The sequence below is a fragment of the Streptomyces rishiriensis genome, assembly GCF_003112535.1.
Lineage (GTDB): Bacteria > Actinomycetota > Actinomycetes > Streptomycetales > Streptomycetaceae > Streptomyces > Streptomyces rishiriensis.
The window spans coordinates 209,409-228,765 of the sequence record NZ_BEWA01000016.1 but is presented as its reverse complement, the minus strand read 5'-3'; the positions used below and the strand labels follow the sequence as shown (position 1 = coordinate 228,765).

Genomic DNA, 19,357 nt, shown 5'->3' with positions numbered 1-19,357 from the left:
CCTGCACGCCCCCGAACTCCCGAGAACGCAACGCCCGTACGCGGTGATCACCAGCTGATCTCGGCAGCCACCGGCAGGTGGTCGCTGGCCGTGGCCGGCAGCGACCATGAGCTCTCCGGCGTCACGCCGCGGACCATGATCTGGTCGATCCGCACCACCGGGAACGTCGCCGGCCACGTGAAGCCGAATCCGCTCCCGGCCGCGTCCTGGGTGGAGCGCAACTGCGAGGTGAGGGCGGCGAACGCGCGGTCGTCCGTGGCGCCGTTCAGATCGCCGAGCAGCACCACCCGCTCGTTCTGCTCGGCGGCGACGGCCTGGCCGAGCGCTCGCGCGCCTCGATCCCGCGAGTCCGTCCAGAAGCCCGCCCGGGGATTCACCCGCACGGACCCCAGGTGGGCCACGTACACCGCCAGCGGACCCCGGTGCGTGGCCACCGTGGCGCGCAGCGCCCGGGTGTAGGCCGCCTTGACGGCGTCCGGCTTGGTGGCCGCCAGCGGCCCGTAGTCCATCGCGGTGTCGACGGGCTCGGTGTCCGACAGCGGCAGCCTGCTCCACAGCCCGACCGTGCCCCGCACCGAGTGGTAGGGGTACGTCTTCGCCAGTGCCTTCTCGTACACCGGCTTCGCCTGCGGGGTGATCTCCACCAGGGCCAGCAGGTCGGCGCCGGAGGCGGACAGGTCGCGGGCGGTGCCGGCCGGGTCGGGGTTGTCGGCGCCGACGTTGTGGCTGACCACAGTGAGGTCGCCGCCCGCGTGGGACTTGTCACTGAGCAGCGGGCCGAAGAGGTTCAGCCACACCACGGCCGGCAGCAGCAGAGCGGCCACCGCCGAGGGGGAGCGACGCCACAGGGCGCCGGCCAGCAGCACCGGGATGAACAGGCCGAACCACGGCAGGACCGTTTCCGCCAGGCTGCCGAGGTTCCCGATCCTGTTCGGGATCCAGGCGTGCAGCTGCATGAACAGGCCCAGCAGCAGCGCCAGCGCCGCGAGCACCGGGCCGCGCTTCCAGGGCGCAGGCCGCGAGGCGACACGGATCATCCGGCGGAGGTCCGCCCGCCTGCGGATGGTCGCCCACCGGGAACCGGAGCCGGCGTTCCGGGGTCCGGCGCCGCCCTGCCCGGCCGCCTCCGTGTCCACCTGTGCCGTCAACGTCCTCGCCGTCCTCGCTCGCTGACGGTCACTTCTGCGTCTGCGGTGAGGCCTGCCGGGGCTGGTGGGGTTCGCGTCATGCCGCCAGTGAAGACGGCGCGGTGTTGCCGCCGCGTATGCGGTTTTCGATACGCCGACGATATGCACCGGCTCGTAGCATCGACGGCATGCGCGTGTTGCTCGTCGAGGACGAACCGTATCTGGCAGAAGCCGTCCGCGACGGTCTGCGCCTGGAAGCGATCGCGGCCGACATCGCAGGTGACGGGGACACCGCCCTCGCACTGCTGAGCACCAACGCCTACGACATCGCCGTCCTCGACCGGGACGTTCCCGGGCCCTCCGGCGACGAGATCGCCCGACGCATCGTCGCCTCCGGCAGCGGCATGCCGATCCTCATGCTCACCGCGGCCGACCGTCTCGACGACAAGGCCACCGGATTCGAACTCGGCGCCGACGACTACCTCACGAAACCCTTCGAACTGCGCGAGCTCGCGCTCAGGCTCAGAGCGCTCGACCGCAGACGTGCCCACAACCGGCCGCCCGTGCGGGAGATCGCGGGTCTTCGGCTGGACCCGTTCCGCCGCGAGGTCTACCGGGCCGGCCGTTACGTGGCGCTGACCAGGAAGCAGTTCGCCGTGCTCGACGTCCTCGTCGCCGCCGAAGGCGGTGTCGTCAGCGCCGAAGAACTCCTGGAACGCGCGTGGGACGAGAACGCCGACCCGTTCACCAACGCCGTCCGCATCACCGTCTCGGCATTGCGCAAACGGCTCGGCGAGCCCTGGATCATCGCCACCGTGGCGGGCGTCGGATACCGCATCGACGCCCAGCCGGAGACCGAGGACGAGGGACACCGGAGAGACGGGAGTGACGGGAGAGGCACGAGAGACGGGAGAGGCGAACGTGGATAGGGCGGCCGGACTGAGCGTCCGCGCCAAGCTCACCCTCAGCTACGCCGGGTTCCTCATGCTCGCCGGCGTCCTGCTGCTCGCGGCGGTGTGGGTGTTCCTGCTGCGCTACGTTCCCGAGCGTGCGCTGATGGTGACCGGCTCGATGGACGCCCCCGACCATGGCGTCTTCCCCGTCCGGTCCAACCTCCTGCGCGTCTTCGCTCCGAGGGCCGCCGCGGTGTTCGCGCTCCTGCTGGCTTTCGGTCTCGTCGGAGGGTGGATCCTCGCCGGGCGGATGCTCGCCCCCATGACCCGCATCACCGACGCCGCCCGCCTGGCCTCGACCGAATCGCTCTCCCACCGGATCCGGCTGCCGGGGCGCAAGGACGAGTTCCGCGAACTCGCCGACGCCTTCGACGGGATGCTCGCCCGGCTCGAAGCACACGTCGCCGAACAGCGGAGGTTCGCAGCCAACGCCTCTCACGAGCTGCGCACCCCCCTGGCGATCTCCAAGGCTCTTCTCGACGTGGCCCGCAGCGATCCGCACCACGACGCCGGCGAAGTCGTCGACCGCCTCCACGCCGTCAACACCCGGGCGATCAACCTCACGGAAGCACTGCTCCTGCTCAGCCGCGCCGGGCAGCGGTCGTTCACCCGAGAACCCGTGGACCTGTCCCTCCTGGCGGACGAGGCCGTCGAGACGCTCGTGCCCCTCGCCGAACAGCGCGGCGTCACCATCGAGACCGACGGCGACGTCGCCCCCACGACCGGATCGCAGGCCCTTCTGCTGCAGCTGTGCACGAACCTGGTGCACAACGCGATCGTCCACAACCTCCCCGGACGGGGCACCGTGCGGGTCAGTACCGGCGTCCGCCCCGGGACCGTCGTGCTCTGCGTCGAGAACACCGGCGAGAATCTCACTCCAGAGGCGGCCTCGACGCTCACCGAACCGTTCCAGCGCGGCACCGAGCGCGTACACGCCGACCACGCGGGCGTCGGCCTGGGCCTGGCGATCGTGAAGACCATCACCCACGCACACGACGGAACGCTCACCCTCACCCCGCGCCCTGCCGGAGGGCTCCGCATCACCGTGGAACTGCCCGCGACAGCTCCGTCGGCCGTCAGGCGGTGATGCACCAGTCCTCAGGGACGCGCCGGGTCCAGGTGTTTCCCGCGCGAGCGATGAGTCGGGGCGGCCGTTCCGGTCTGCCCTGGCATGACTCGAATCGTCGCTGACATCTCCGTATCCCTGGACGGCTTCGTCACCGGCCCCGACCCCGGCCCGGACAACGGTCTGGGCGTCGGCGGCGAGGCTCTGCATTTCTGGGCTTTCTCCGACGACCCCGAGGACCTCCGGATCCTGCGCGAGGGCACCACCCGCTCGGGCGCGGTCGTCCTCGGCCGCCGGCTCTTCGACGTGGTCGACGGACCGGGCGGCTGGGACGACGAGATCGGTTACGGCGCCGGCGAGGTCGGCAGACCCCCGTTCGTCGTCGTGACGAGCTCGCCGCCGAGGTCGGTGCGGCTCACCGGCCTCGACTGGACGTTCGTCACCACCGGCCTGTCCGACGCCGTCGCCGTCGCCCGCCGGCGCGCGGAGGCGGCGTCCTCGGACAGCGGCAGGGAACTGGACGTCGTCCTCATGGGCGGCGGCGCCACGATCGGGTCGGCGCTCGCCGCCGGGCTGGTCGACACGCTGTCCGTGCACCTCGCACCCGTCGTGCTGGGCGCCGGGACGCCGCTGTTCACCGGCCAGGCACCGCGCACGCTGGTGCAGCGCAGCGTGATCACGACCTCGACCGCGACGCATCTGACCTACGACGTTCGCTGACGACGACGAGGCCCCGGACACGGCTGTGGGCCCCGGGTGTTCCCGGGGCCCACAGGACGGCGATCGTGCGGTGGATCTACCAGCGGTACCAGCGGCCCCGCCGGCCGCCGGTGTCCGCGCTGCGCATGACGAAGCCCAGCAGCCAGACGACCAGCACGACGACGGCGATCCACCACAGTGCCTTCAGCGCGAAGCCCGCGCCGAACAGGATCAGGGCCAGAAGCAGAACGAGAAGCAGGGGAACCATAGTTATCGACCTCCGTCGGTCCTGGTGCCCGCCGAATCGAGGAACATACGGTCGAATCACCTGGTTTCTTCACGGTTTCTGCGGGAACCGGACCCGGTTCCGTCACCGTTGCTCACAGCAGTGCGCGACGCCCGCGCCGACGCCGACGCCGGTCGGCTTGCGGGCCGTCCGGCCGCCCCGGCGCGCACGTCCCGTCAGGCCTTTCGGCGCAGTTCGGGGATGGTGGGGGGCTGACCGGTGATGCTGGTGATCAGTTCGGCGCACACGTCCCGGAGTTTGACGTTGCGTTGCTGGGAGGCGGAGCGCAGGACGCCGAAGGCCTCGTCGGCGGTGCAGCGGCGCCGGCCCATGATCACGCCTATGGCCTGGTCGATGACGCTGCGGGACTGCATGGCGGTCTGCATCTGCGCGGCGAATTCCTGGGTCTCGCTGATGCGCTGGGCCAGGGCGATGCCGCCGGTGGCCTGAGCGGCCAGGGAGCGCAGGGCGCCCAGGTCGCTGCACTCGAACGCGCGGGGCGGGGCGGCGTAGAGGTTGAGAGCGCCGGCGGTGTGGGTGTGGGCGGCGATCGGCAGCGAGAGGGAGCTGTGGACGCCGCAGTCCACGGCATAGGCGGGGTAGTCGCCCCACCTGCTCTCTTCGCGCATGTCGGCGACGTGGATCTCCTCGCCGGTGCGCAGGGCCTGCAGACAGGGGCCGTCGTCCTGGCCGTACTGCTTTTCGTCCAGCTTCGTCGCCGCGGCGCCCGCGCTCGCCACGGTGGTCGGCTCGCCGCCGCCTTCGATCGTCACGCCGGCGCCTTGGGCTCGGGAGAGTGCGAGGGCGGCCTCGGCGAGGGTCTGCAGGAAGCCTTCCAGCGAGTCGGTCTCCAGCAGCCACCGAGTGACCTGGCTGCCGTCGTGTGCGGCGTCGGCGTTCATCGTGGGTTCCTTCCGGGCGGCGGCCGTGGCGCCGGGGGCGACGGAGAGGAGTCCCGGGCCCGGAGGATCACCTCCCGTGCGGCCACCGCGGACGCCGGTCGTCGGCCGGCGCGGGGCGGCCCCGCAGCGCGCGAGTTCTCCCTGCACGGCTGCCCGGCCCGGTACGGATCATGTGCGGGCGTCGATGACCGCTCGCTCGGGCGGTGACGACCGCGCCCTCGGGCGGATGACGACCGCTCGCCCGGGCGGAGGCCGGGAACCCGGGATGGATCTCCGTTCGGCTCAACGCCCTCCCGCCCGGCCCGGTACCCTCTGTATCCCGGGACGGGCGGGACGGTCGGAGAGGGGACCAGGTGAGAGCGGCGCGGGCGTTGGCCACGTTCGACGACGTCGAGCTCGGTGACCACATCTGCTGGCACCCGGACTCGGCCGACGCGTCCCCCGCCGGTGTGCTCGCCTACGTGGCCGACGGCGCACTGTACGGCGACAAGATCGTGGTGGTCGGCGCCGCCGGGGCCGTCTCCGGCCTCCCTCGTGACGCTGTGCCCTCCGCCTCGGTGATCCTCGATTCGCCACGCACCGCGGACCTCGACTCCTTCCTGGCCGCGGTGCGCCGGGAAGCGCGTACCGCCGCCCGGGAGGGCTACCGGTCGGTGCGGGTGCTGACCGAGCGGGCGCCCGCGGCAGCGTCCGGCGGGGCCGAGGAGCTGGTGGCCCAGGAGCTGAAGCTCGACGAGTTCGCCTCGGAGAGCAACGCCATCGTGGTGTGCGCCTTCCGGCCGTCGCAGTGGGACGGGCCTACGCTGGAACATGTGACAGGTGTGCACCCGCACGAGATGGGCATACGCGCTGAGCGTCCGGCCTTTCGGATGTACAGCGCGGGCGCCGACGTCTGGAGCGTGGACGGAGTGATCGACTCAGAGGGCGCGGACGCGTTCAACACCGCCGTGCGCGCGGCGGTGCGCTTCTCGCCCAAGGTGAATCTGCGCTTCGACACCCTTGAGCTGATCGACGCGGCCGGCATGCACGCACTCGTCGACGCCGCTCGTCATCTTCCGGACCGCCGCATCGTCGTGGAAGGCGCCAACGACACCGTGCGCCTGTGCTGGGAGCTCGCGGGATACGCCTCCGCCGGACTGCCGGTGGTGATGGCCGCATGACCACCGTCCCGCCCGCGAACATCCCGCCCGCGAATCCGTCCGACGGGGCCCGGCCCCCGTTCCGTCACGAGCTCTACCCCTACCGCGGGGACGGGCAGTTCCTGTCCGGGACGCTGGGGTACATCCACGAGGCACTGGAGGGCGGCGAGGCCGTGGTCGTCGCCGTCCCCTCGGACAAGGCGTCACTCCTGCGCCGCGAGCTCGGCGACGAGTCCGCCGTCACCTTCGTCGACACCACGACGCTCGGACCCAACCCGGGCCGGCTGGTCGGCGCCTGGGTGGCCTGGATGAAGGAGCGGGGCGAGGGGGACAGGCCGGTACGCGGGATCGGGGAGACGGCCTGGCGCGAGGCCCGCAGCGCCGCGCACCTCTCTGAACTGCGGTATCACGAGTGGCTGTTGAACCGGGCCTTCGCCCGCAGCTCCGCCTGGTCGATGCTGTGCCCCTACGACGACGCGGACGACGACCGCAGCGCGCTGGAGTCCCTGTCCCGCTGCCACCCGTTGATCCGCCAGGACGGCCACTTCGTGCGCAACGAGGGATACCTCACCGCCGAGGAGTACCCCTTCGAGGTCCTGAACCCTCCGTGCGATCCCTTCCAGGAGCTGAGCTTCACCCACGGTGACCTGGCCGCGGTCCGCGCCAAGGTCTCCCGGTGCGCGTCGGACGCGGGCGTCACGGAGGAGCAGCAGCGCAAGCTGGCCGTCGCCGTCACGGAGATCGCCACGAACAGCATCCGGCACGGCGGAGGGCGCGGGACCCTGCGCACCTGGACCCAGGACGCGACGTTCCTGTGCGAGTTCCGCGACGCCGGCTACATCCCGGACGTGATGGCCGGCCGCACCCGTCCCACCGTCGACCAGGTCGGCGGCCGCGGTCTGTGGCTCGCCCAGCAGCTCTGCGACCTCGTGGAGATCCGCTCCACCCGCGATCAGGGCACCACCATCCGCCTCCACGTCGACGTCCCCCACTGAGCCGACGCCCGCCGCCGTCCACGACGGCGCGACGCGGGCTTCCCGCGGCAGCCTCGCCGGCGTGTCCCGCTCCGCGCTGCCGTGGCCGAAGGGGAACAGACGGGGACCAGCCGGGGCTCACCGGCGAGGCAGGTCGCGCAGCACTTCCCGGGCGGCGCGGGCGCCCGACGCCATCGCGCCCTGGACCGAGCCCGTGGCGCGGTGGTCCCCGCACACGTACCGGCCCGGGGCCACCCTGGTCGTGCGGGTGAGTTCCTGGGGGGCCGCCATCGCGGGCAGCGCCTCGGGGACCGTGCGGACGGCCAGCAGATCCCACCGGGCGGCGTCGGTCTCGTACACCTCGCTCAGCGCCTCGCGCAGACCGGCCTCCCGGCCCTCCGCGTCGGCGCCCAGCACCGACGTGGCGACGAGGGCCCGGCCGGACGGCGCGTAGGAGGCGGCGACCTCGCTCAGCACGCATGTGTTGAGGAAGCGCCGCCGGACGTCGACCATCAGCGTGGGCTCGTGCAACGGAGACTGCGCCGGGGCGTGGTAGTACGTCGTCACCGCACGGTAGGCGGGCACGCTCACGTCCGGCATCAGGGCCACGGCCGGTCCGGGGCCGGTGGCGACCACCACGGCGCGCGCCGGGACGGTTTCACGGGCGGCTGTCCCGACACCGTCGTCGGTCAGCCTCTCCACCGGGGTCCCCAGTCTCACGACGCCTTCGGGCAGTGCGCCCGCCAACGCGCGCGGGACGGCCCCGACGCCGTCCGCGGGCAGGCACAGGGTGCCGCGCAGCATGCTGCGCCACACCAGGTGGAAGACCCGGGCGGACGTCTCCAGCCGGTCCTCCAGGAACACTCCGGACAGGAAGGGGCGGAAGAAGCGCTCGACGAAGGCGTCGGTGAACCCGGCCCGGGCCAGCGCCGCCCTCGTGCTGCGGTCGGAGCGCCGCTTGAGCCGGGTCGGCGGGAGCAGCGCGTCCGAGGCCGCGAGGGCGCCGAGGGCCGCCAGATCACGCGGTCCCGCGACCCGCCCCGACACAAGGTCGCCGAGCGTGGACGGGCGAGCGCCCGGGTGGGTCAGCCGGCGTCTGCCGGCCTCGGTGTGGACGAGCACGCCAGGGCTGAACGGGCGCAGGTCGAGCCCGGGCAGTGCCAGACGTCGTCGGACCTGCGGATAGGACGTGTTGAAGACCTGAAAGCCACGGTCGACCACGAAGCCGTCCACGCGGTCGGAGCGCATCCGGCCGCCGACCCCGTCCGAGGCTTCGAGGACCTGTACCGCGACGCCCGCGGCGACGAGGTCCTGCGCACAGGCGAGGCCCGCCACGCCCGCTCCGATCACCACGACCTCGGGGGAACACCGGCCTGCGGTCATGTCGTCTCCTTCCGTCGCCGTGCTCGCGGTGCATGCCGTCGCGCACGGGGGAGTGTGCGCCGCCGTGCGGCGGAGCACCGTCCACCACTCTTCGCCGCCGGTCCCGTGCGCGGATGCACCACGGTGCGAAACGGAACGATCCGGTCCTGTCGAATCGGCGTCGGATCGGCGTCGGATCGGCGTCCGAACGCTGCCGGCCGGTCGCGGCGGCTCAGCCGGGGAACCGCCCCGTCGAGCGCAGCTGCCAGCGCCGCTCCGCGTAGGCCAGGTCGTCGCGCCACAGGCGTCCCGCCGCGGCCCGCACGAGAGGTCGCAGCAGCGGCGACATCCCGCGCGCCACGGCGAAGCCCCGGCGGTCCGACGCCGCTACGACGGCCTCCACCACCGCCGTGCGGGGCCTTCCCCGGTCGTCCGCCCCGAGCGGGGTCGCGTGCGTCTCGACCACCGAGCTGCGGCCCTCGCCCTCGGTGATGTGCATGACGACCGTGCGCGGCTCCGGCGCGGTGAACACGGCGCGCACCGGCACCACCAGCCGTCCGGCGACGCGGAAGGAGACGTCGACGACGAACCCGTCCTCCTGCGCCGTCGCGGCCTCACCGCCCTCCTCGCCTTCCGATCCCTCTGCGCCCTCCGCCCTCGCCGGTGCCTTCCCCGTCGTCCCGGGAGTGTCGACGACGGTCAGGTCGACGAAGGAGTACGGGTGGAACCAGGCTCCGTGCCAGGGGTCCAGCCGGTTGGCCACGACGTCCTCCGGTTCGCAGGCGCCGACGCCCACGTAGACGGCCGTCACCGCCCGGGCGAGGGCGGGCCTGGCCGGCACCACCGGCGCCTCCAGGGGAGGCTCGCCGCCCACGTCGTCCAGGCGCACCCACACCAGCACGCCGTCGTCGTACGCGGGCAGGGGCTCCCAGCCCGCGAACGGCGCGCCGCGCAGCGCGAGGCCGTGCCAGTGGCAGACGAGAGTGCCGCATCTGACCGGGCTGTCGCGCAGCGGTGCGCCCAGGTGCGGGCACGCCCCCGGTCCGGCGACGAGGCGGCCCGTGGCGTCGCGCCAGACGACGATCTCCTGTCCGGCGACCGTCCGGGCCAGGGGCCGGTCGGCACGGATGTCCCGGGTGGCGCCCACGACGAACCAGTTGCCCGAAGGGCGCGCCTGAGCGCGTTTCAGCGCCTGGGCGATGACCGCCGGCCGGGCCTCGCGCCACGTCGGACGCTGGCGCTCCCAGGTGACGGGGCTCCTGCGCAGCGACAGGGGGAGGCGTCCGCGGCGGGCGGGACGACGGGGGTTCACCTGACCTCCTTGTGCAGCGGCTGCGCGGTGACGGCCCGGGGCGCCGGGTGCGTTCCGGCGCACGGTACGGGCGCGGCAGCCCGGCCGGGAGGCCCGGCGGACACGGTCGTCCGGCGGGCCGTGCGCTCCCGCGCCCGGGCCGCCGCCAGACGCATCAGCCCGTCGGCGGCCACCGCGGCCCTCCGCCGCCGGGGGACCACGGCGCGCCGGTGCAGGACGGCGTACCCGTCGGCGGCGACCGCGTCCAGGATGCCGCCGTAGAGCACGAAGGCCGTGCGGATGCAGGGGCGGGACACGGGTTCCAGCATCGCGATGCCGGGGGCCGCCTCGCGGTAGACGCCGCGGGTGAGGTCCTCGAAGGCCCTGAGGGCCGCGGTGACGCGCGGGTCGCGGCGGCCGGTGCCGCGACTCCACAGCAGCAGCTCCCGGTCGACGCCGTGCGCGGCCAGCAGATCGGCGGGCAGGTAGACGCGTCCGCGGTCGAGGTCCTCGCCCACGTCGCGCAGGAAGTTGGTCAGCTGGAAGGCGACGCCGAGGGCGGCCGCGTGCGGGGCGGCCTCCTCGCGCGGGACCACGGAGCCCAGGACGGGCAGCATCTGCAGCCCGATCACCGCGGCGGAACCGTGCATGTAGGTGCGCAGGTCGTCGTAGGTCGGATAGTCGGTGACCTCCAAATCGCTGCGCATGGACGCCATGAAGTCGCCGAAGTGGCTGTGGTCGATGGCGTAGCGCCGGGCCGTGTCGGCCAGTGCGAGGACCACCGGCTCGGCGCCGCTGTCGTCCCGCAGGCCCCGCTGGAGCCGCTCGTGGAGGAGGGCGAGGTCGGCCGCGCGGCGATGGGCGGGGATGCCCGCGTCCAGGGAGTCGACGATGTCGTCGGCCCAGCGGGCGAAGCCGTAGAGGGCGTGGACGGCCGGCCGCCGCTCCACGGGCAGCAGCCGGGTGGCGAGGAAGTACGTCTTGCCGTGCCGGGCGTTGAGCCGTCGGCAGTGCGTGTAGGCGTCGCGCAGCGCCGGCTCGGTGATGCCCGCCGCGTCGAGTTCACGGACCGTCATGAAGGTGCTCCTTTCGACACGGCCGGCGTGTCCGGCAGGGCGGGCGAGCCCGGCACGCGCGGCACGGCGCGCGGGCGTCGGGGGACGGACGCCGCGTGCCGCCCGGTGACGCGGGCCGCGGCGAGCTTGCCGGACAGCAGGACCGTGGGGACGCCGACGCCCGGTGTGGTGCCGCACCCGGCGAGTACGACGTTGTCGACGCCGCGGACCAGGTTGCGCGGCCGGAAGGGCCCGGTCTGCGCGAAGGTGTGGGCGGCCGAGAACGGGGTGCCGGCCGCGTGGCCCTGGGCCGTCCAGTCGGCCGGGGTGACGAGGACCTGTTCCTCCACGGCCTCCGCGATGCCCTCGAAGCCGCGCCGGTCGAGTTCCCGCAGGACGCTGTCGCGGTAGCGCGGGCCGAGATCGCCCCACGTGGCGGCGTCCGGCCCGACGTCGGTGTTCGGGCAGGGGGCGAGGACGTAGTGGAGGTGGTGACCGGGCGGGGCGAGCGTCGGGTCGGTGGCGGTGGGACGGGTGATGAGCAGCGACGGGTCGCTCATCAGGCGGCCGTCACGGGTGAGCTCGTCGAAGGTGCGGCGCCACTCCTTGCCGAAGGACAGCGTGTGGTGGCCGATTCCGGGCCACGTCCGGTCGGTGCCGAGGTGCAGGACCACGGCCGAGGGAGCGTGTCTGATGCGCAGCGGACGTCGCGGTGTGCGGCCGAGCAGGCCGTAGGAGACGGGGAGGTCCGGGGTCAGGACCACGGCGTCGCACGGGATGCGGCCCTGGTCGGTGACCACGGCGGTGACACGGTCGGCGGAACGTTCCAGCCGCGTGACGGACTGCCCGAAGCGCAGTTCGGCGCCCGCCTGCGCGGCGGCGTCCGCCATGGCCTGCGGCAGGGCGTGCATACCGCCGCGCGGGAAGTACACGCCGGCGACGGTGTCCATGTAGGCGATCACGGCGTAGGCGGCGAGGGCCCGGGCCGGGGCGACTCCGGCGTAGAGCGCCTGGAAGGAGAAGACGCGGCGCAGACGCTCGTCGCGCAGGTGACGGCCGATCCCCGCGTCCAGCCGCCCGAATCCGCCGAGGGCGGCGAGCCGTGCGAGGTCCGGGGTCAGCAGTTGCAGGGGCGAGTCGAAGTTGGCGTCGATGAAGCGCCGCATCTGGGCGCGGTACAGCTGCTCCAGCCAGCGGCGCAGCCGCCGGTAGCCCGCGGCCTCCCCGGCTCCGGCGAACCGCTCGACCTCCGCCTCCATCGCCGCCGCGTCGGTGTGCACGTCGAGGCTGCTGCCGTCCGCGAACCGCGCCTGGTAGGCGGGGTGCAGGGGGACGAGGTCGACGCGGTCGCGCAGGCTCTCGCCGACCGCGGCGAACGCCTCGTCGGCGAGGTCGGGCATGGTCAGCACGGTGGGCCCGGTGTCGATGCGGTAGCCGCCGCGCTCCAGTCGTCCGGCCCGGCCCCCGGGCTGCGCGTCGCGCTCCACGAGCGTGACCCGGCGGCCCGCGCCGAGCAGGTGCAGTGCGGCCGCGAGACCGGAGAGCCCGGCGCCGACCACGACCACGTGATCCGTGGGTCCGGCCATGGACCGGGTCATCGGGCGGCCCCCTCGGCGCCGACGGTCAGCAGCGCGGAGACGGGCATGCCGTGGTCCGCTCCACAGGGTCCCGGCGCGGGGAAGGCGACCGTGCCGGCCGCCGCGTGCAGCAGCTCCCGCAGGCCCCTGCGGCCCCGCGGCTCCAGCGCCGCGGAGTCCAGATGGCGCATGCCCTGGGCGACCAGCCGGTCGATCTTCGCCTCGACGACGTCACGCGCGCCGGTGGCCACCAGCACTTCACGGACCTCGCCGAGACATCTGTCGGAGAGATCGGCGCGGCCCAGCGCACGACGCAGCACGGCCAGGGCGCGCCGGTCTCCCGCGGCCTCCGCCCGGGCGCGGGCCACCGCCGCCAGATAGGTGGGCTTGCCCGCCCGGATGTCGCCGCCCGCCGGCTTGCCGGTGCGCGCGGGGTCGCCGAACACGTCGGTGAGATCGTCGCGCAGCTGGAACGCGATGCCGACGCACCGCCCGGCCGAGCACAGGGCGGCGGTGCGCGCGGTGTCCGCACCCGCGAGGGCGGCTCCGAGCGCCAGCGGACGTTCCACCGAGTACAGGGCGCTCTTCAGACAGGCGGCGCGCACGGCCCGGGCCAGGGAGACCGAGGACGTGACCTGGCCCTGGAGGTCCAGGTACTGACCGGCCACCATCTCGGTGCGCATCGTGCTCCACAGGTCGCGCACCCTGCGCGCGGTGTCCGGCTCCACCTCGATGTCCGCGACCGTGTCGTCCGCCCAGACCAGGGCGAGGTCGCCGGCGAGGATCGCCGCGGCTTCACCGAAGCGCCGGCCGGTGTCGTGCGCCACGGCTCCGGTGTACTGGGCGGCGACGTCGGCGTGCAGCGCGGGACGGCCGCGACGCAGCCGGGAGCCGTCCATGACGTCGTCGTGGACGAGCGCGCAGGTCTGGATCAGTTCGAGGGCGGCGCCGATCCGCAGGGCCGCCTCCGCCTCGACGGGGCCGCCGCCGCAGGCCCGCAGCGCCCACCACACGAACCGCGACCGCATGCGCTTGCCCCCGTCGAGAGTGAAGGCGGCGACGCGTTCGGCCAGATCGCGCCCGAACACCGGGTCGAGGGCGGCCGCCCGTTCCACCCGTTCGCTCAGCAGAGCGTCCAGGAGGCGGCCCACGGCAGCCGGCACGTCGGCGTCGACGTCCTCCAAGGCGGCGCCGTCCAGCCCGAGCCGCGGGGGCCGGGGCGCTTTCGCGGCCGACCCCGGGTCGGGGAGACCATCGCCGAGCAGGGAAAACCCGCCCGCGGGCCGCACGGTGTGAGGGCCCGGTGCTTTCTTGGCCACAGGAAGATCCTCAGCCTCGGTGGGGCGCATCCCGGTTCCTCTCGCCGCGGTCGCCTGGGTGTCTGACGTAATGCCTTCCGCGACAGGGGCGTCCCCGGATGCGCCATCGGGGGGAGAACATGTGGCCGATCCCGGCCGCTGCTCCGAGCGGGACGACGGCGGGCTGCGGAGAAACGACGCAACGACGATGCAAGTTGTCGGGTCGCCTGCGCGCTTCGCATGGTGGGGGAGTGGCGGTCGCCCTCGGCGACCGCGAGCACGGCAGGCGGGCCGCCCTCGGGGACCGGGTCCCCGCCCGCCCCGAGAGACGGCACGGTCACCGCCCGCACGAGGAGCAGCATCATGACTGCACGCCAAGTCACCGAGCAGACCATCGACGGCACCCCGCTGTGGGCGCCGACCGAGGACTCCCTGGCCGACGAGGAACTCGCCGCGGGGTTCGCGGCCGGCGACGAGGCCTGTCTCGTCGCCGCCTACCACCGGTGGGGCGCTCTGGTGTACACGCTCGGGCGGCGGTCGCTGGGAGACGCGCGCGAGGCGGAGGACGTCACCCAGACGGTGTTCCTGGCCGCGTGGCGGGGGCGGGCGGGGTTCGCGCCCGAACGCGGCACGCTGAGCGCTTGGCTGGTCGGCATCACCCGCCGGAAGATCGCCGACGCCCTCGCGGCGCGCACCCGGCGGGCCGAACTCGTGGCCGCGGCCGGCGCGCGGATGTCCGTCGGGCCCGTCGACGGCGACACCCAGCCGGACGCCGTCCTCGACCGCGTCCTCATCGGCCGCGAACTCGCGAGGTTGCCCGCGGCCCAGCGCCGTGTGCTCACCCTCGCCTTCTACGACGACCTGACGCAGCCGCAGATCGCCGACCTCACCGGCTGGCCGCTGGGCACGGTGAAGAGCCACGCAAGGCGCGGCCTGCACCGGCTCGGCCGCTGCCTCCAGGAGGAGGGCGCCGGAGGCGTGTACCACAGAGGGTGATCCGACGCGGAAACGATGCGACTTCTGTGCGTGGTGAGATCGGAGTCGATCAGAGCCGACCGTCCCTGATCGCTGCCGACCGCCCTCCCCGTAACGGTTCCGACCTCTGGCGGTCATGCCGACCGTCCCGGCCCATGCCGGTTCCGACTCACCCGGGCGCGCCCGCCCTTCGCGCGCCTGCCCTGTCCCTTCGCCCGCCGCCCCTTCGGCCCTGCGGCCGGTGCATCCGGTGCCGCCCCTACGCCCGTAGTGGTGCTCGTAGAGCCGTGACTGCGAGCTCTGCCCGCCGCGGGGATCACGCCCCGCGAGGGGCGGGGCTCGAGGGCGGACCGTGAGGACGTCAGGAGGACGGCGTGGCGGAGCGCCCGGCACTGCCCCACATCCCCCACGCGGAGCTGGTCACCCGCGCCCTCGACGGCAGCCGGGCGCCCTGGGGCGCTGCGGCCGCCCGCCATCTCACCCTGTGCCGCAGGTGCCGTGAACGGCTCGCCGTCTACGAACGCGCCGCGGCCGCGGGCCGTCTGACCCGGCCGGGTGAGACCCTGCAGACGCCTCCCGCCCGGGTGTGGACCGCGGTCCGCCACGACCTCGCCGCAGACCGTCCCCCGACCCCGCCGCCCACCTCTGCGCCGACACCGCACACCGTGCGGCGCGGCCGAGCGCGCGCCCTGCGCTGCCCGGCCGCGGCGGCGCGGGCCGTCGTCCGCTTCCTCGTCCGCCTGCTCGCCCGCCTGCGGCCCGGCCGGCCCCGCGAGGAGCGCCGCTGAGACCGGCCGCCCACACCCCCTTTCGCTGTCCGTCGCACTCCTTCGCGCCGCGGTCGAGCCCCGGACGGCCGACGGCCCCGGCGCAGCCTGCATCCGTGGAGCGCCTCCAGGGTGAATGCTTCCGACAGGCCACCGGCTGACCGCACACCGCCGGCGGGACGCGCACATCGAAGGGAGCGGCTCGTGGTGCACGCCGAGGTGGCCATCCTGGGCGCGGGAGCGGCGGGACTGTCCCTCGCCCACCGGCTCACGCAGGCCGCCCCCGGAGCTCGACGCGTGTCCGCCGTCCTGGTGGACGCGCCGCCCGGCCCGCTCCGTCCGCCGAGCCGGACCTGGTGCTACTGGGAGCCGGGCGCCGGCCCGTACGACGCCGCGCTGACCGCCGAATGGCGCAGGCTGCGGGTGCACGGCCGCGCCGGACAGCCGATCGAGGACGACATCGCCCCCCTCCGCTACAAGATGCTGCGCTCCGAGGACTTCGAGCGCCTCGTGGCCCGCGACCTGGCGCACCGCGACGACGTCCGGCGGCTGGAGGCGACCGTCGAGACGGTGAACGGCGACGCCGACGGGGCCGACGTCCGTGCCCGTGCCGCCGACGGCCGTCCGGTGACGGTGCACGCCCGCTGGGTCTTCGACTCCCGGCCCCTCGCCCGACCGCCCGCGGCCCGGACCACCCTGTTGCAGCACTTCCACGGCTGGTTCGTGCGCACCGAGCGGGCCGTCTTCGACACCGGCACGGTCGACCTCATGGACTTCAGGGTGCCGCAGCCGTCCCGGGGCCTCGCCTTCGGCTACCTCCTGCCCACCGGACGTCATGAGGCGCTCGTGGAGTACACCCGGTTCTCCGACGCCGTCCTGCCCCGCGAGGCGTACGAGCGCGAGCTGCGCCGCTACACCCACGACGTGCTGCGCCTGGGCCGCTTCGAGGTCACCGCGACCGAGACCGGCGTGATCCCCATGACCGACGCCCGATTCCGCCGCCGGGCGGCCCCGTCCGTCTTCCGCATCGGCACCGCGGGAGGCGCCACCCGGCCGTCCACCGGCTACACGTTCTCCGCCGTCCAGCGCCAGACCCGCACCGTCGCGGACGCCCTGCACGCGGGCCGCCACCCGATGCCGCCGCCCGCCCATTCGGCCCGCTCGCGCGCCATGGACGCGGTCATGCTGCGCGCACTGGACACCGGCCGCGTCGACGGCGCCGCGTTCTTCGGGCGGCTCTTCGCGCAGGTGCCGACGGAACGGCTGCTGCGCTTCCTCGACGGCGGCACCCGACTGCACGAGGACCTCTCCGTCGGCGTCCGCACCCCCGTCCTGCCGATGCTGCGCTGCGCGGCGGAGCTGCCCTGGCTGGCCCGCAAACCGCCCCCTCCCGGCCGGTGAGCGACACCGGACACGACAGGGGTCCCGAACACCCCGACCGCGCCGCGGGGACCTCCGCCGCCGACCGCCCCGCACTCCGGCCGCCCCGGCCGGCCGCACGCCCACCAGAGGAGACCGCATGACCCTGCTCCGCGACGAGGACCTGGCCGCCGCGTTCGACCACGCTTCTCGCAGCTACGACACCCTGGTCGCCGCCAACCCCGGCTACCACGGCCAACTGCGCCGCTCCGCGCGCCGCCTCGGCCTGCCCGACGGCGGCGCGGGACTCCGCGTCCTGGACCTCGGGTGCGGCACGGGCGCCTCGACGGCCGCCCTCGCCGCGGTCCTCCCCGGCGCCGAGATCACCGCGGTGGACGCCTCCGCCGGAATGCTGGAGCGCGCCGCGCGCAAACCGTGGCGGGAGGGGGTGACCTTCGTACGGGCCCCCGCCGAAGGGCTGGCGGACGCAGGGGTGACGGGCCCCTTCGACGCGGTCTTCGCCGCCTACCTCTTCCGCAACGTCACCGATCCCGACGCGGTGCTCCGCGCGGTGCGCGACGTCCTCGCCCCGCACGGGCGGCTCGCGGTGCACGAGTACACCCTCAGCGGCCGGGGCGTCCACCGCGCGGTGTGGACCGGCGTGTGCCGCGGACTCGTCCTGCCCGTCGCCACCCTCCTCGGCGACGGCGACCTGTACCGGCACCTGTGGCGCAGCGTCGTGGACTTCGACACGGCGGACCGGTTCGCCGCCCGGGTCCGCGCCGCCGGTCTCCAGGACGTGCGGACCCTGCCCCTGCCCGGATGGCAGACCGGCATCACCCACACCGTCGTCGCCCGCCGCCCCGGCCCGGCCGCGGAGGACGGCCGATGACCCGCTCCAGGCGACCGGACGCCGCCCGCCGAGGCCGGGACCGGCGCGCCCGCACCGTCCTGCCCGCCCCGGGCGCACCGCGCGTCGTCGGCGACCGTCCCCCGACGGCGGCGGTCGTGGGCGGCGGCATCGCCGGTCTCGCGGCCGCTACGGGCCTGGCGGAGAAGGGCGTGCACGTCACGCTCTACGAACGCGAACCCGCCCTGGGCGGACGGCTGTCCGGCCGGCCGACCGTCCTCTCCGACGGCAGCGCCGTCACCATGAGCCGCGGCTTCCACGCGTTCTTCCGCCAGTACTACAACCTGCGCGGACTGCTGCGACGCACCGATCCGGGGCTCACCCGCCTGCGCGGCCTGCCCGACTACCCGCTCCGGCACGCCAGCGGCGTGCACGACGGCTTCCGGCACGTCCCGCGCACCCCGCCGTGGAGCGCCCTCGGCTTCGTGGCCCTGAGCCCCACCTTCGGGCTGCACGACCTCGTCCGCATGAACCCGGTCGCCGCGCTGCCCCTGCTGGACGTCCGCGTCCCCGAGGTCTACGAGCGGTTCGACGACGTCAGCGCACACGACTTCCTGCACTCGATCCGCTTCCCGCAGGCCGCACACCATCTCGCGTTCGAGGTGTTCTCCCGCAGCTTCTTCGCCGACCCGCGCCGGCTGTCCGCGGCGGAGATGGTGGTGATGTTCCACATCTACTTCCTCGGCTCCGCCGAAGGCCTGCTCTTCGACGTGCCCGACGAGCCCTTCCCCGCCGCCCTGTGGGAGCCGCTGGCCGAGTACCTGCGCGGCCACGGCGTCGACCTGCGCACCGGCGCCCGCGTCGAGATCGTGGAGCCCACAGCGGACGGCGGCTTCGTCGTCGCCACGGACACGACGGAACGGCGCCACGACGCCGTCGTCCTCGCCCTGGACACCGAAGGCCTCGGCTCCCTCGTCGCCCGCTCCCCGCACCTGGCGGATCCCGCCTGGCGGGAGCGGATCGCCCGGCTGCGCGCCGCGCCGCCGTTCCTCGTCTCACGCCTGTGGCTGGACCGCCCGGTCGCCGCCGACCGCCCCGGCTTCCTGGGCACCAGCGGCTACGGAACCCTCGACAACGTCAGCGTGCTGGAGCGCTGGGAGGGGGAGGCGGCGCGCTGGGCCTCGCGCACCTCAGGGTCGGTCGTCGAACTGCACGCCTACGCCCTGCCCGAGCGCGCGGTCCGCGACGTCGAGCAGAAACGCCTGGTGGAGCAACTGCACCGGGTGTATCCGGAGACGCGCGCGGCGACGGTGGTCGACGCACGGCACGAGTGGCGGGCCGACTGCCCGCTGTTCCCGGTCGGCGGATACCGGGACCGGCCGACGGTACGGACCTCCGATCCCGCACTGGTCGTGGCCGGCGACCTCGTGCGCACGGACCTGCCCGTGGCCCTGATGGAACGTGCGGCCACCAGCGGCTTCCTCGCAGCCAACGCGCTCCTGGAGCGCTGGGGAGTCAGAGGGCAGACCCTGTGGACGGTGCCCGACCGCGGCCGCAGCGCAGCACTGCGCGGTCTCGCACGACTCGGGTGACCGGGGGCGGGGGAACGGGCCTCGTACCTGGCCGTGGGGGCGGCGCACGAGCGCCGGCGGCGGCTCAGCTCGCATGGCGGCTCAG

At 74.2% G+C, this 19,357-nt stretch carries 18 protein-coding genes; 10 read left to right on the top strand and 8 right to left on the bottom strand.

Translation table 11 applies throughout. The features are described from left to right. Positions 1 to 47: 47 nt before the first annotated feature. Entirely contained in the window at positions 48 to 1,037 is a 990-nt protein-coding gene (locus tag Sri02f_RS27405) for an endonuclease/exonuclease/phosphatase family protein (RefSeq protein ID WP_109004083.1), read from the bottom strand. A 278-nt stretch (positions 1,038 to 1,315) separates the two neighbouring features. On the opposite strand from Sri02f_RS27405, the gene Sri02f_RS27400 reads away from it, so the two are divergent. The 3 genes from Sri02f_RS27400 to Sri02f_RS27390 all read left to right on the top strand — a co-directional run bounded on the left by Sri02f_RS27400 (position 1,316) and on the right by Sri02f_RS27390 (position 3,866). Further along, positions 1,316 to 2,056, top strand: coding sequence for a response regulator transcription factor (locus tag Sri02f_RS27400; RefSeq protein WP_245970827.1), 741 nt, complete (start codon positions 1,316 to 1,318; stop codon positions 2,054 to 2,056). Then, a complete protein-coding gene (locus Sri02f_RS27395) occupies positions 2,049 to 3,167 on the top strand; it encodes a sensor histidine kinase (RefSeq protein ID WP_109003986.1) in 1,119 nt (372 codons plus the stop codon). Before Sri02f_RS27400 ends, Sri02f_RS27395 begins: the two co-directional genes overlap by 8 nt. A gap of 84 nt (positions 3,168 to 3,251) precedes the next feature. Next, a complete protein-coding gene (locus tag Sri02f_RS27390; RefSeq protein WP_109003985.1) occupies positions 3,252 to 3,866 on the top strand; it encodes a dihydrofolate reductase family protein in 615 nt (204 codons plus the stop codon). Positions 3,867 to 3,942: 76 nt separating this feature from the next. Here Sri02f_RS27390 and Sri02f_RS27385 read toward each other — a convergent pair whose 3' ends face one another. Both Sri02f_RS27385 and Sri02f_RS27380 read right to left on the bottom strand, forming a co-directional pair. Continuing rightward, a complete protein-coding gene (locus tag Sri02f_RS27385; protein WP_069767885.1) occupies positions 3,943 to 4,113 on the bottom strand; it encodes a DUF5670 family protein in 171 nt (56 codons plus the stop codon). Between the two features lie 194 nt (positions 4,114 to 4,307). Next, positions 4,308 to 5,033, bottom strand: coding sequence for a GAF and ANTAR domain-containing protein (locus tag Sri02f_RS27380; protein ID WP_109003984.1), 726 nt, complete (start codon positions 5,031 to 5,033; stop codon positions 4,308 to 4,310). 353 nt (positions 5,034 to 5,386) lie between these two features. On the opposite strand from Sri02f_RS27380, the gene Sri02f_RS27375 reads away from it, so the two are divergent. After that, positions 5,387 to 6,193 carry an MEDS domain-containing protein gene (locus Sri02f_RS27375; protein WP_109003983.1) on the top strand — a complete coding sequence of 269 codons (807 nt, stop codon included), beginning with the start codon at positions 5,387 to 5,389 and terminating at the stop codon, positions 6,191 to 6,193. Beyond that, positions 6,190 to 7,167, top strand: coding sequence for an anti-sigma factor RsbA family regulatory protein (locus tag Sri02f_RS27370; protein WP_109003982.1), 978 nt, complete (start codon positions 6,190 to 6,192; stop codon positions 7,165 to 7,167). The genes Sri02f_RS27375 and Sri02f_RS27370 overlap by 4 nt, the downstream gene beginning before the upstream one ends. Before the next feature lie 117 nt (positions 7,168 to 7,284). On the opposite strand, the gene Sri02f_RS27365 is transcribed toward Sri02f_RS27370, so the two are convergent. From Sri02f_RS27365 to Sri02f_RS27345, 5 genes are all read right to left on the bottom strand, one after another. Then, positions 7,285 to 8,529, bottom strand: a complete 1,245-nt coding sequence (locus Sri02f_RS27365) for an NAD(P)/FAD-dependent oxidoreductase (RefSeq protein WP_109003981.1) — start codon at positions 8,527 to 8,529, stop codon at positions 7,285 to 7,287. 211 nt (positions 8,530 to 8,740) lie between these two features. Further along, on the bottom strand, positions 8,741 to 9,820 hold the full coding sequence (locus tag Sri02f_RS27360) for a DUF5914 domain-containing protein (RefSeq protein WP_109003980.1): 1,080 nt from the start codon (positions 9,818 to 9,820) through the stop codon (positions 8,741 to 8,743). Further along, the gene (locus tag Sri02f_RS27355) at positions 9,817 to 10,875 is read right to left on the bottom strand and encodes a phytoene/squalene synthase family protein (RefSeq protein WP_109003979.1); all 1,059 of its coding nucleotides are present in this window, start codon (positions 10,873 to 10,875) and stop codon (positions 9,817 to 9,819) included. Before Sri02f_RS27355 ends, Sri02f_RS27360 begins: the two co-directional genes overlap by 4 nt. Further along, on the bottom strand, positions 10,872 to 12,452 hold the full coding sequence (gene crtI, locus Sri02f_RS27350) for a phytoene desaturase family protein (RefSeq protein ID WP_109003978.1): 1,581 nt from the start codon (positions 12,450 to 12,452) through the stop codon (positions 10,872 to 10,874). Before crtI ends, Sri02f_RS27355 begins: the two co-directional genes overlap by 4 nt. Continuing rightward, entirely contained in the window at positions 12,449 to 13,780 is a 1,332-nt protein-coding gene (locus Sri02f_RS27345; RefSeq protein WP_109003977.1) for a polyprenyl synthetase family protein, read from the bottom strand. Before Sri02f_RS27345 ends, crtI begins: the two co-directional genes overlap by 4 nt. 312 nt (positions 13,781 to 14,092) lie before the next feature. Here Sri02f_RS27345 and Sri02f_RS27340 point away from each other — a divergent pair, with 312 nt between their 5' ends. The 5 genes from Sri02f_RS27340 (at position 14,093) to Sri02f_RS27320 (ending at position 19,272) form a co-directional block, all read left to right on the top strand. After that, positions 14,093 to 14,725 carry a sigma-70 family RNA polymerase sigma factor gene (locus Sri02f_RS27340; protein WP_109003976.1) on the top strand — a complete coding sequence of 211 codons (633 nt, stop codon included), beginning with the start codon at positions 14,093 to 14,095 and terminating at the stop codon, positions 14,723 to 14,725. Positions 14,726 to 15,078: 353 nt separating this feature from the next. Further along, the gene (locus Sri02f_RS27335; protein ID WP_109003975.1) at positions 15,079 to 15,492 is read left to right on the top strand and encodes a hypothetical protein; all 414 of its coding nucleotides are present in this window, start codon (positions 15,079 to 15,081) and stop codon (positions 15,490 to 15,492) included. A gap of 183 nt (positions 15,493 to 15,675) precedes the next feature. Further along, complete coding sequence (locus tag Sri02f_RS27330) at positions 15,676 to 16,872, top strand: lycopene cyclase family protein (RefSeq protein WP_109003974.1); 1,197 nt, start codon at positions 15,676 to 15,678, stop codon at positions 16,870 to 16,872. A gap of 118 nt (positions 16,873 to 16,990) precedes the next feature. Continuing rightward, positions 16,991 to 17,722: a methyltransferase domain-containing protein gene (locus tag Sri02f_RS27325; RefSeq protein ID WP_109003973.1), complete on the top strand. Its 732-nt coding sequence runs from the start codon at positions 16,991 to 16,993 to the stop codon at positions 17,720 to 17,722. After that, on the top strand, positions 17,719 to 19,272 hold the full coding sequence (locus tag Sri02f_RS27320; RefSeq protein WP_109003972.1) for an FAD-dependent oxidoreductase: 1,554 nt from the start codon (positions 17,719 to 17,721) through the stop codon (positions 19,270 to 19,272). The genes Sri02f_RS27325 and Sri02f_RS27320 overlap by 4 nt, the downstream gene beginning before the upstream one ends. Positions 19,273 to 19,357 lie beyond the last annotated feature (85 nt).